Annotated in this window: 11 protein-coding genes; 8 read left to right on the plus strand and 3 right to left on the minus strand. The window is 74.8% G+C overall.

From position 1 onward, the window contains the following. Positions 1-127 precede the first annotated feature (127 nt). Together cobM and cbiE are read right to left on the minus strand one after the other, a co-directional pair. Positions 128-904 (minus strand): precorrin-4 C(11)-methyltransferase, encoded by a 777-nt coding sequence (gene cobM / locus ABT345_RS15345; RefSeq protein ID WP_345088967.1) that lies wholly within the window; start codon positions 902-904, stop codon positions 128-130. Next, positions 901-2,289 carry a precorrin-6y C5,15-methyltransferase (decarboxylating) subunit CbiE gene (gene cbiE, locus ABT345_RS15350; RefSeq protein WP_345089680.1) on the minus strand — a complete coding sequence of 463 codons (1,389 nt, stop codon included), beginning with the start codon at positions 2,287-2,289 and terminating at the stop codon, positions 901-903. Before cbiE ends, cobM begins: the two co-directional genes overlap by 4 nt. A gap of 230 nt (positions 2,290-2,519) precedes the next feature. On the opposite strand from cbiE, the gene tsaD reads away from it, so the two are divergent. The 6 genes from tsaD (at position 2,520) to ABT345_RS15380 (ending at position 8,492) form a co-directional block, all read left to right on the plus strand. Beyond that, positions 2,520-3,593, plus strand: a complete 1,074-nt coding sequence (gene tsaD, locus ABT345_RS15355) for a tRNA (adenosine(37)-N6)-threonylcarbamoyltransferase complex transferase subunit TsaD (RefSeq protein WP_345088970.1) — start codon at positions 2,520-2,522, stop codon at positions 3,591-3,593. A gap of 605 nt (positions 3,594-4,198) precedes the next feature. Then, positions 4,199-5,809 (plus strand): sensor histidine kinase, encoded by a 1,611-nt coding sequence (locus tag ABT345_RS15360; RefSeq protein ID WP_345088973.1) that lies wholly within the window; start codon positions 4,199-4,201, stop codon positions 5,807-5,809. Next, positions 5,806-6,243, plus strand: coding sequence for a roadblock/LC7 domain-containing protein (locus tag ABT345_RS15365; RefSeq protein WP_345088976.1), 438 nt, complete (start codon positions 5,806-5,808; stop codon positions 6,241-6,243). The genes ABT345_RS15360 and ABT345_RS15365 overlap by 4 nt, the downstream gene beginning before the upstream one ends. Beyond that, a complete protein-coding gene (locus ABT345_RS15370; RefSeq protein ID WP_345088979.1) occupies positions 6,240-6,596 on the plus strand; it encodes a DUF742 domain-containing protein in 357 nt (118 codons plus the stop codon). Before ABT345_RS15365 ends, ABT345_RS15370 begins: the two co-directional genes overlap by 4 nt. Then, positions 6,577-7,233 (plus strand): GTP-binding protein, encoded by a 657-nt coding sequence (locus ABT345_RS15375; protein WP_345088982.1) that lies wholly within the window; start codon positions 6,577-6,579, stop codon positions 7,231-7,233. The genes ABT345_RS15370 and ABT345_RS15375 overlap by 20 nt, the downstream gene beginning before the upstream one ends. Then, a complete protein-coding gene (locus ABT345_RS15380; protein ID WP_345088985.1) occupies positions 7,230-8,492 on the plus strand; it encodes a cytochrome P450 in 1,263 nt (420 codons plus the stop codon). The genes ABT345_RS15375 and ABT345_RS15380 overlap by 4 nt, the downstream gene beginning before the upstream one ends. Here ABT345_RS15380 and ABT345_RS15385 read toward each other — a convergent pair. Then, the gene (locus ABT345_RS15385) at positions 8,467-9,690 is read right to left on the minus strand and encodes a cytochrome P450 (RefSeq protein WP_345088988.1); all 1,224 of its coding nucleotides are present in this window, start codon (positions 9,688-9,690) and stop codon (positions 8,467-8,469) included. The genes ABT345_RS15380 and ABT345_RS15385 overlap by 26 nt on opposite strands. Before the next feature lie 450 nt (positions 9,691-10,140). Here ABT345_RS15385 and ABT345_RS15390 point away from each other — a divergent pair, with 450 nt between their 5' ends. After that, entirely contained in the window at positions 10,141-10,926 is a 786-nt protein-coding gene (locus ABT345_RS15390) for an SDR family NAD(P)-dependent oxidoreductase (RefSeq protein ID WP_345088990.1), read from the plus strand. 73 nt (positions 10,927-10,999) lie between these two features. Continuing rightward, complete coding sequence (locus ABT345_RS15395) at positions 11,000-11,605, plus strand: TetR family transcriptional regulator (protein ID WP_345088993.1); 606 nt, start codon at positions 11,000-11,002, stop codon at positions 11,603-11,605. The last annotated feature ends 284 nt before the right edge of the window (positions 11,606-11,889 follow it).

Here is an 11,889-nt window from a genome sequence, read left to right on the forward strand (position 1 = left end):
GCACTCATCACACTTCACCTACCAGCGTGTTCCCCGCCGGTGAATGATCGCAACCGGCGCGATCCGCCCGAACGTGCCGGACCAGCGAGCCGGACCAACGGGGAGCGCGCGGCCGCCGGGACAGCCCCTAGTTCGCGCCCCACGCGCCCCCGCAGCCGTCCGCCGGGCGGTCGCGGTCCGACGAGTACAGGAAGCTGTCGCCGAACTGCTCCGCGGCCAGGGTGCGGCCGACGATGATGACGGCGGTGCGGACCACGCCCGCGGCCTTCACCTGGTCGGCGATGTCGGCGAGGGTGCCGCGCAGGACGAGTTCGTCGGGGCGGGAGGCGAGGGCCACCACGGCGGCGGGGCAGTCGGCGCCGTAGTGGGGCAGCAGCTCGGCGACGACGCGGTCGGCGTACCGGGCGGCGAGGTGCAGGACGAGGAGGGCGCCGCTGCGTCCCAGGGTGGCGAGGTCCTCGCCCTCGGGCATGGCGGTGGCCCGCTCGGCGACCCGGGTGAGGATCACGGTCTGACCGACCGTCGGGACCGTCAGCTCGCGCTTGAGGGCGGCGGCCGCGGCGGCGAACGCCGGGACGCCGGGGACCACTTCGTACGGCACGCCCGCCGCGTCGAGGCGGCGCATCTGCTCGGCGACGGCGCTGAAGACGGACGGGTCGCCGGAGTGCAGCCGGGCCACGTCGTGGCCCTCCTCGTGGGCGCGGATCAGCTCCGCGGTGATGGTGTCCAGGTCGAGCCGGGCGGTGTCGATCAGCCGGGCGCCGGGCGGGCACCCGTCGAGCAGTTCGCGCGGCACCAGGCTGCCCGCGTACAGGCACACCCCGCAGGCGGCGAGGGTACGGGCACCGCGCACGGTGATCAGGTCGGCGGCGCCGGGGCCCGCGCCGATGAAGTGGACGGTCATCGTTCCTCGTTCTCCGGGGAGGTGGGGGTGGGGTCGGCGGCCCCGGGGGTGGCTTCCCCGGGGGAAGTGGGGGCGGCTTCCCCGGAGGGCCCGGCCGCGGCCTCGTCCCCCGGGTGCGCCGGTTTGACCGCCGCCCACTGGGTCACCGGCATCGCCTGCCGCCAGCCCGTGAAGCCGCCGACGGGCACGGCGTGGGAGACGGCGAGGCGTACCAGGTCGCCGCCGTGGCGCCGGTACCACTCCGTCAGCAGCGCCTCGGACTCCAGCGTCACGGTGTTCGCGACGAGGCGGCCGCCCGGGGGCAGCGCCGCCCAGCAGGCGTCGAGCAGACCGGGGGCGGTGAGCCCGCCGCCGATGAAGACCGCGTCGGGGACCGGCAGCCCGGCCAGCGCGTCGGGCGCCGCGCCCCGCACCACCCGCAGCGCCGGTACGCCGAGGGTGTCCGCGTTCCGGGCGATGCGGGCGGCGCGGGCGGCGGACCGTTCGACGGTGACGGCGCGGCAGGCGGGGTGGGCGCGCAGCCACTCGATCGCGATCGAACCGGAGCCGCCGCCGATGTCCCAGAGGAGTTCGCCGGGCTCCGGGGCGAGCGCGGCGAGCGTCGCGGCCCGTACGTGGCGCTTGGTGAGCTGCCCGTCGTGGTCGTACGCCTCGTCGGGCAGCCCGGGGACGACCGGCAGCCGGACGGCGCCCGGGGCGCGGACGCACTCCACGGCGACGACGTTCAGCGGGTCGCCGGGCGGACGCGCCCAGGTGGCGGCGGTGCCGTCGGTCTGCGCCTCGGCGGGGCCGCCCAGCTGCTCCAGCACCCGCATCCGGGACGGGCCGAACCCGCGCTCCCGCAGCGCCTCGGCGATCCGCGCGGGGGTGTCCGCGCCGGACGACAGGACCAGCACCCGGCGCCCGTGGTGCAGCGCCCGCGCCAGGCCCGCCACCGGGCGCCCCACCAGCGAGACGACCTCGGTGTCGGCCACCGGCCAGCCGAGCCGGGCGCAGGCGTACGCGACGGACGAGGGGTGCGGCAGGACCCGCAGCCGGGGGCGGGGCGCCCCGGGGGCGTCGGGGAGGGCGGCCAGCACCTCGGTCAGGGTCCGGCCGATGCCGTGGAACATCGGGTCGCCGCTGGCCAGCACGGTCAGGCCGCGGCCGGCGTGGGCGGCGATCAGGCCCGGTACGGCGGGGCGCAGCGGCGACGGCCAGGCGACGCGTTCACCGGCGCACTCCGGGGGCAGCAGATCGAGCTGGCGCGCGCCGCCGAGCAGGACCCCGGCGGCGCGCAGCGCCTCGCGGGAGGCGGGGGCCAGCCCGTCCCAGCCGTCGGCACCGATGCCGACGACGGTGAGCTGGGGCGGGGCGGGTGAGGGGAGCGGTGAAGGGGGTGCCAGGGGGGTCACTGCCGAGTACCTCGGACCTCGGAAGCCGCCGTGCGGCCGGTGGGAAGGGGGACGGCCGGGCGGCCGGGGACGTCCCCGCACTCTACTGAGCGGGCGCTGCGGGGGCGGCGTGGGGGAGGTGCGGGGCCGGCCCGCGGGCGTCGGCCGGCCCATCCGCACTTATTGCCTAGCATGTGCAATAACAAGTAATCCGCAGAAGATGCGAGCGAGGAGGGCGGGCCGTGGGTTCACCCGTGGTGCTGGGGATCGAGTCGTCCTGCGACGAGACGGGCGCCGGACTGGTGCGGGACGGGCGCCTCCTCGGGCACGCGCTCGCGTCGAGCATGGACGAGCACGCCCGGTACGGCGGCGTCGTACCGGAGATCGCGGCGCGCGCCCATGTGCACGCGCTGCTGCCCGTCGTCCACCGCGCCCTCGACGACGCCGGGCTGCGGATGGCGGACATCGGCGCGGTCGCGGTGACCTGCGGACCAGGGCTGTCCGGGGCGCTCCAGGTGGGGCTGGCCGGGGCGAAGAGCCTCGCGTACGCGCTCGGGGTGCCGCTGCACGGAGTGCACCACCTGGCGGGGCATGTCGCGGCCGACACCCTGGAGCACGGGCCGCTGCCCGACCCCTGTGTCGTCCTCATCGTCTCCGGCGGCCACACCTCGCTGCTGCTCGTCCGCGATCTGGCGCGCGATCCGATCGTCCACCTCGGGGACACCGTGGACGACGCGGCGGGCGAATGCTTCGACAAGGTCGCGCGCGTCTTCGGGCTGCCGTACCCCGGCGGGCCCGCCATCGACCGGGCGGCGCGCGCGGGGGATCCGCGCGCCGTCCCCTTCCCGAGGCCGCTCACCTCCGGCGACCCGCGCACCCGTTACGCGTTCTCCTTCTCCGGGCTGAAGACCGCCGCGGCGCGCTGGGCCGAGCGGGAGCGCGCGGCGGGCCGGGAGCTGCCGCTCGCCGACGGCGCCGCCTCGCTCCAGGAGGCGGTCGCCGACGTGCTGACCCGTAAGGCGGTGGCCGCCTGCGCCGCGCACGGCGTCGGGACGCTGGTGGTGGTCGGCGGGGTGGCCGCCAACTCCCGGGTGCGGGCGCTCGCCGAGGAGCGGTGCGCGGCGGCCGGGATCGCCCTGCGGGTGCCGCCGCTGCGGCTGTGCACGGACAACGGCGCGATGATCGCCGCCGTCGGCGACCTGCTGGTCCGCGCGGGCGCCGCACCGGCCCCGGCGGACGTCTCCATCGACCCGTCGGCGCCCCTGGAGTACGCGGCGCTGCATCCGGTGGCGGGCCGGACGGGGCGCGTGGCCTGACGGGGGCGGGGGACGGACGGGCGGGGGACAGCCAACGGGAGGGGACCAGCTACCGGGCGGAGGGCACAGCGGGCAGGCGGCAGAGGACGGAAGGCAGAAGGGCAGCTGACGGGCCATCGAACCCCGCGGTGCCGGTGGCCGCGCGGCCGCCGGCGTACGCCATCGGCGCCAGGCCCCCACTCCGTCCCGTCCCCGATCTGACGCGACCTCACCGCACCGGCGCCCCCGGGTTACCCCTGAACCGTCCCTTAGGTGACCGGGCCGGAGCCGCGCCTCCCTGACGCGCCATCAGGCGACCGGACCGGCGTCGCCCTCCCTGACACCCCATCACCCGATATATCCAGACTGCTCCAGGACCTGTTCCCGTGAGACGTACCAGGTGGCGGGTGCGGGGCAAGCTCCGGCCCCCCGTCGAGGGTTGCCGGATCGGACCGAGCGGATAAAGTGCAGAAGATCTTCCGCTTCCGCCCGCGCCGCGCACCGGCCCGCGCCCACCGCGCCCCGGAGCCCGTGCGGTCGGCCGGACGGCCCGTCAGGACCGTTTCCGCGCTCCTGCCCGGCCCCTCCCCCGTACCGCCGCCGCCATCGCTCCGAGGACCAGCCCGATGTCACCCCACATACCCTCCCGCCGTCGGGCAGAGTCTTCGCCGCTCGGTGCCGCGCTGCTCACCCTGGTGGCCACGCTCCTGCTCACCGGCGCCCTGTGTCTGTGGGCCGTCCTCGCCGCCCCGGAGACCGTCCGCACCGCGCTGGCCTGGGGCGGCGGCCTCGCGGCCGTGGCGCTGAGCGGATCGCTGTCCGCCGCCGTGTACGGGCTGCGGCAGGCCCGCGCGCACCGCGAGCGCGTCGAGGCGGTCCGCGCCGAGGCGGAGCGGCTCGCCGACGAGACGCTGCCCGCGGTCGTCGCGCAGCTGCGCGCGGGCTCCTCCGCCGACACCGCGCTCAGCCGGGTACCGCTGCCCACCACCCCCGCCCACCAGCGCATCGTCCGCAGTCTGGCCGAGGAGGTCGGCCGCGGGGAGCGGATGCGCGCCGCCGCGATGTCCGCCTGCGCGAACGCCGCCGGACGCGTCCAGGCGCTGTCCACCAGCATGCTCGCCGACCTGCGCGAGATGGAGCACCGGCACGGCGAGGAGGTCCTGGGCGACCTGCTGAAGCTGGACCACTCCACGGCGCAGGCCGGGCGCCTCGCCGACTCCATCGCGGTGCTCACCGGCGCCCGCTCGGGCCGCCGCTGGAACAAGCCGATCTCGATGGAGAGCGTGCTGCGCGGCGCCATGGGCCGGATCAGCGCCTACCGCCGGGTGCAGCTGCACAACAGCAGCACCCTCGCGGTCGCCGGGCACGCGGCCGAGGGCATCATGCACGCGCTCGCCGAGATCATGGACAACGCGACGTCCTTCTCCCCGCCGTCGTCCGCCGTCCACGTCTACGTCGAGGAGACGCAGGCCGGTGTCGTCGTCAGCGTCGAGGACAGCGGTCTGGTGATGGGCGAGACGGCGCTGCGCCGCGCCGAGGCCGCCGTCTCCGCCGACTCCCTGGACCTGATGTCGCTGTCCGGTACCCGCCTCGGCCTCGCCGTCGTCGGCTGCCTGGCCCGCAAGCACGGGCTGAACGTGTCGTTCCGCCCGTCGGCGCGCGGCGGCACCAGCGTCGTGGTGCTCATCCCGCAGCAGCTGGTCACCGAGGGCCGGCCGGTGGCGCGCGAGCCGGAGCGGCCGGTCGTGCCGGACACCGTGGAGTCGCTGACCCGCCAGGACGGGCCGCGCCACGCCTCGCGCCGCACGCCCTCGGAGTCCGCGCCGCGGCACGCCGCCCACCGGGACCCGGCCGAGCCGGTCGCCCCGCTCGCGCCGTTCCCGCCGGAGCCGTCCGAGGCGGCGCAGCCGCCGGCCGCGCCCGAGGTGCCCGCGCCGCGGACCGTGATCCCGCCGCAGCAGGGCCGCCGGCCGGCCGCGCCCGCACCGGAGTTCGGCGAGAGCGGACTGCCCAGGCGCCGCCGCGGCCAGACGCTGGCCGCCTCGTCGGGCACCGGCGCCCCGGCGCCGAAGCCCGCGCCCCGGCCCGCCGCGCCGCGCCCGGCCCGCTCCCGCGAGGAGGCGGCGGAGCGGTTCCGCACCTTCCGCCGCGCCGTCGGCCGCGGCCCCGGCGCCGCCGGCACACCCGATCCTTCGCAGACCCCCACCCCCGCTCCCCCGGAGGACGAGACCCGATGACGAACACGACCGATCACAGCCTCGACTGGATGCTGGAGAACCTGCTCCAGAAGACCCCGGGCGCCCGCCACGCCCTGGTGCTCTCCCGCGACGGCCTGAAGCTGTGCCACTCCCCGGGGCTGACCGTCGACCAGGCCGACCAGCTGGCCGCCATCGCCTCGGGCATCCAGAGCCTGTCGCACGGCGCGTCCGTGGAGTTCGGCGACGGCACCGGCGGCGTCCGCCAGGCGATGACGGAGTTCCACGGCGGCATCCTCTTCATCGTCGAGGCCGGGCACGGCGCCCACCTGGCCCTGCTGGCCGTCGAGGACGCCGACGTCGGCCTGATCGGCTTCAACATGAACGAACTGGTCGAGCAGATCGGCGAGTACCTCCAGGCGGCGCCGCGCGGTGAGGGCGGCGGCCGGACGCTCAGCCCGGGGCAGCAGGCATGAAGCGGCTCGGTCCCGACGACGATCCGGACCGGCTCTACACCGTCACCGGGGGCCGCAGCCGCGCCGCCGACGACCTCAACCTCGACCTGGTCACCCTGATCGTCAGCGAATGCGACCCGGCGCCCGGCATGCAGTCGGAGCACGCCCGGATCCTGTCCATGTGCCGCCACCCGATGGCCGTCGTGGAGGTCTCGGCGGAGCTGCGGATGCCGGTGAGCGTCGTGCGGATCCTGCTGTCGGACCTGCTCGACAGCGGCAAGGTGACGGCCCGCCACCCCCGGCCCGTCACCGCGGCCCACCTTCCCGACACCGACCTGCTGAAGGAGGTGCTCGATGCACTCCACCGCCTCTGACCGGGGCCCCGGAGCCGCACCGGCGCCCGACGCCCACGCCGCCCCGTCCCGCGCCCCGCTGCGGGACACCGCGGACAACGGCCTGAAAATCGTCATCGTCGGCGGCTTCGGCGTCGGCAAGACCACCATGGTCCGGTCGGTCAGCGAGATCCGTCCGCTGAGCACCGAGGAGACCATGACCCGGGCGGGCGTCGGCGTCGACGACCCGTCCGGCGTGGAGACCAAGTCCACGACGACGGTCGCCTTCGACTTCGGCCGCATCAGCATCAACGACAAGACGGTGCTGTACCTGTTCGGCGCCCCCGGCCAGGAACGTTTCTGGTTCCTGTGGGACCGGCTGTTCGCCGGGACGCTGGGCGCCGTGGTGCTCGTCGACACCCGCCGCCTGGACGACTCCTGGTACGCGATCGACCGGCTGGAGGCGCACGGCATGCCGTTCATCGTCGCGGTGAACGACTTCGGCGGCCCGCACCACACCCTGGAGCAGGTCCGCGACGCGCTGGACCTGGCGCCGGAGATCCCGCTGGTGGCCTGCGACGCCCGCGACCGGCAGTCCAGCAAGTCCGTGCTGATCTCGCTGGCCAACCACCTCTACTCCCTGTCCGCCCCTCACGAGAGGGTGAAGACCGCCCCGTGACCGAGCAGTTCCCCCCGCCCGGCTGCCCCGCGCACGCCCCGTCCGCCCACCCCTCCGGTGCCGTCCGGCTCTACGGCGAGGGGCTCAGCGGCGACCCGGCGCGGCTCTACCGTGAGCTGCGGCGCGAGCACGGGCCGGTCGCGCCGGTCCTGCTGGACGGCGACATCCCCGCCTGGTTCGTCCTCGGCTACCGCGAGGTGCACCAGGTGACGTCCAACAACGAGCTGTTCCAGCGCGACTCGCGGCGCTGGCACGCCTGGGAGTCGATCCCCGCCGACTGGTCGCTGATGCCGTTCGTCGGCTACCAGCCGTCGGTGATGTTCGCGGAGGGCGCCGAGCACCGCCGCCGCTCCGGGGCGATCAGCGACGCGCTGCTCGCCATCGACCAGTTCGAGCTGCGGCAGATCTGCGAGCGGCTCGCGGACGGGCTGATCGACGCGTTCGCCGGCAGCGGCGAGGCCGACCTGATGGCCGACTACGCGCTGCGGCTGCCGCTGCTCGTCGTCACCGAACTGTTCGGCATCGACCCGACGGAGGTGCCGCAGCTGGTCCACGACATCTCCGAATCGCTGGACGAGGGCCCCGGCGCGATCGACGCGCACCAGCGGGTCGCCGCCCGGATGGCCCGCCTGGTGCACGCGCGCAAGGAGCGGCCCGCCGCCGACGTGCCGTCCCGGCTGCTGGCCCACCACGCGAAGCTGGCCGAGGAGGAGGTGGTCATCGATCTGCTGGTGGTGATGGCCGCCGCCCAGCAGCCGACCGCCAACTGGATCGGCAACACCCTGCGGCTGATGCTGACCGACGACCGCTTCGCGGTGTCGCTCTCCGGCGGGCGGCGCAGCGTCGGCCAGGCGCTCAACGAGGTGCTGTGGCAGGACACCCCGACGCAGAACTACATCGGCCGCTGGGCCGCCCGCGACACCCAGCTGGGCGGGCGGCGGATCCGCGCCGGTGACCTGCTGGTCATGGGCCTGGCCGCCGCCAACAACGATCCGCAGGTCAGCCCGGACTTCACCACGGCCGGTACGGACAGCAACCAGGCCCATATGTCGTTCAGCCACGGCGAGCACGCCTGCCCCTACCCGGCCCCCGAGATCGCCGAGGTCATCGCGCAGGCGGCGGTCGAGGTGCTGCTCGACCGGCTGCCGGACGTGGTGCTGGCGGTGCCCGCCGCGGACCTGGTGTGGCATCCGTCGCTGTGGATGCGCGGACTGACCGCGCTGCCGGTGGAGTTCACCCCGTCGTACGCGCCGCGGTGAAGCGGACCGGCAACGCGTCCAGGCCCCGGGTGAAGATGCCCTCTTCGCGCGGGGCCGCGCCGTCCGCGAGCGCGAGGTCGGGCAGCGCGTCCAGCAGCAGGTTGACGCCGGTCTCGACCTCCGCCTTGGCCAGCAGCGCACCGACGCAGAAGTGCCGGCCGAGCGCGAACGACAGATGGTCGGCGGCGGCGGAGAACGCCGTGGTGGCCGCCAGGTCGGTGCGGTGGATGTCGAACGTGTCGGGGTCGGCGTAGCGGCGTTCGTCGCGTCCGGCGGCGCCGATCAGGCAGGTCACGGTGGCGCCGGCGGGGATCGTGCCGCCGGCGATCGCCACGTCCTCCGACGGCTGACGCATGATCATGTGGACCGGCGGGGTGTACCGCAGGGTCTCCGCGAAGGCGGGCGCGATCAGCGACCGGTCGGCGCGCACCGCGGCCAGCTGCTCCGGGTGGCGCAGCAGGTTGTACATCAGCGCGGAGAGCGCCTTGTCGGTGGTCTCGCCGCCGGCGGTGAGCAGCAGCGAGCAGAACGCCTTGATGTCCTCGTCGCTCATCTGCGTCCCGTCGATCTCCGCGGCGCAGAGCGTGGAGAGCAGGTCGTCGCCCGGGTTCGCGCGCCGCTCGCGGATGACCGGGAGCAGGTAGGCGGCGAACTCCTCGCGGGTGCGCAGCCCGGCGGCGGCGACGTCGGGGTCCTGGGCGAGGTTGCCGAGGAAGCCCATGATCGCGGTGTACCAGCGGTGGAAGCGGTCGTGGTCGGCGCGGTCGAGGCCGAGCATGTCGACGATGACGTTGATGGGGAAGCGGGTCGCGAACTGCGCGACGAGGTCGGCGCCGCCGTCGCCCCGGAAGGCGTCTATCAGTTCGCGGGCGTTGCGCTCGATGACCGGTAGGAACGCGCTCTCCAGGGTCTTGCCGCGGAAGGCGGGGGCGACCAGCGCGCGGCGGACGGCGTGCTCGCGGCCGCTCATCTGGAGGATGGTGCGGCCGTGCACCGGCTCCAGCTGCCAGTCGTAGTTCTCGGTGGTGAACACCGGGTCCTTGAAGGCGCGTTCGACGTCCTCGTAGCGGGAGAGGACGTAGCTGTCGGTGGCCTGGTGGTGGATCAGCGGGAAGTCGTCGCGCAGCACGCGGTAGGCGCGGTGCGGGTCCGCGTGGAACTCGGGCGACAGGATGTCCGGCGGCACTGCTCGGCTCACGGGCACGGCACTCCTCGGTAGGTGTAGACGACACGTAATGGGGTGCGGAGGTTCCCGCGCGTCCGGCGGTCACCCCCTGCCCCCACGCGGGGCCACAGGCACACCAAAGATCGTCTTGGACCGGCCACTTATCAAGAGCTTCCCCACCCCGCCCTCACCACAAGCGGACCGCTCCACTCCTCTCGCGCGACGCGACGAATCCCCTCCTTCACCCATCTGACCTGCAATTTTACCCATTCCTGACGGAGCGGACCGCGCCACCACCCGCCCTTTTGGACCTTCCACCGAACTCTGCACCGCCCCCTTCCACGGCGTCACACGTCACAGTGGCACAACGTGCCATCCAGGCGTACGGTGGAACTCGTAAGTCACCCACCCGGAAATCCACGGGCCCGCACCGGACCACGCAGGGACGCCATCGGGGACGAAGGAAGACGAAGGAGAAGCACCATGAACCGCTACGAAGGACGCCGCGCGCTGGTCACCGGCGGCGGCTCCGGCATCGGCCAGGCCACCGTGCTGCGGATGCTCGCCGAGGGCGGCGCCGTCGTCGCCGCCGATGTGAGCGAGGACGGACTGCGCGACACCGTCGCCAAGGCGGGCGCACACGCCGGCCGGCTCACCACGCAGATCATGGACATCGCCGACGAGGCCTCGGTCCGCGAAGGCGTCGCCGCCGCCACCGCCGCGCTCGGCGGCCTCGACGTCCTGGTCAACGCGGCGGGCATCCTGCGCTCCTCGCACACCCACGAGACCTCGCTGGCGTCCTTCACCAAGATCCTCCAGGTCAACCTGGTCGGCACCTTCCTGGTGATCCGCGAGGCGCTGCCCGCGCTGCGCGCCGGCCACGGTCCCGCCGTCGTCAACTTCAGCTCCACCTCGGCGCAGTTCGCGCACCCGTACATGGCGGCGTACGCGGCGAGCAAGGGCGGCATCCAGTCCATGACGCACGCGCTGGCGAGCGAGTACGCGAAGGACGGCATCCGCTTCACCGCCGTCCAGCCCGGCTCCATCTCGTCCGGGATGACGGACGCCAGCGGCGCCAGCAGGCAGAGCGCCGGGCCCGGGCTGCCCGCCGACGCCGACATGAGCCTCTTCGCCAAGCTCTCCCCGGCGCTGGGCGAGGGCTTCGCCGGGCCGGAGACCGTCGCCTCCGTCGTCGCGATGCTCGCCTCCGAGGACGGCGCGTTCGTCACCGGCACCGAGATCCGCATCGACGGCGGGACGCACTTCTGACCGCCCCCACCTGGCACGACGTGCCGGGGCGCCGGGCCAGGCCGGTCCGGCGCCCCGTGTCTAAGGTGGTCCGGTGAACCTCACCGAACGCCGTAAGGCCGCCACCCAGTTGGAGATCGCCCGCGCCGCCGCGTCGCTGTTCGCGAAGGACGGCTCGGACGGCACCACCGCCGAGGCCATCGCCGACCGCGCCGGGGTCAGCCTGCGGACGTTCTACCGCTACTTCCGCACCAAGCAGGAGGCGGTCGCCCCGCTGCTCTCCTTCGGCGCCCGCCGCTGGCAGGAGTTGCTGGCCGCGGTGCCGAAGGACGTCGCCCTGCCGGACGCGCTGGAGCGGGCCGCCGTACAGTCGATGGCGGACGAGGAGACCGCGACCGCCGAATCCCTGGGCTGGACCCGCGGCCTGCTGCGCGCCGCCGCCGGCGACCCGGCGCTCGGCGCGGTCTGGGCCCGCGTCAACCACGACTCCGAACAGCGCCTCGCCCCGCTGCTCGCCGAGCGCACCGGCGCCGCCCCCGACTCTCTCGACGTCCGCCTCGCCGCCGCCGCCGCGACCGCCGCGATCCGCGTCGCCGTCGAGACCTGGGCGCTCAGCGACACCCCGACCGCCGAGGCGACACCCGTCGCGGAGCTGGCCGCGCGGGCGATGCGGACGATGACGGCGGGGCTGCGGGCCTGAGCCCGTACACGACGGCGGGGCTGCGGGCCTGAGCCCGTACACGTCGGCCGGGCCGCGGACCGCCTGACGTCAGGGCGCGGGGTCCGCCGCGCGGGGAGGTCGCCGCTCCGGCGTCCCGCGAGCCGGAGACCGTGCGTGGCGGCGCGGGCGGAAACGGAGCGCTTCAGTCCGGACAGAGGCCCACGGGACCAACGCTCTGACCTGCGGTTTTACGCCGTTGGACGGGAATGACAACGGTCACCGATGCAGCCTTTGAAAGACCGGAAAAAGTGCGCTTTGCTGCG

This window comes from Streptomyces sp. NPDC000404, assembly GCF_040300365.1.
GTDB lineage: Bacteria > Actinomycetota > Actinomycetes > Streptomycetales > Streptomycetaceae > Streptomyces > Streptomyces ramulosus.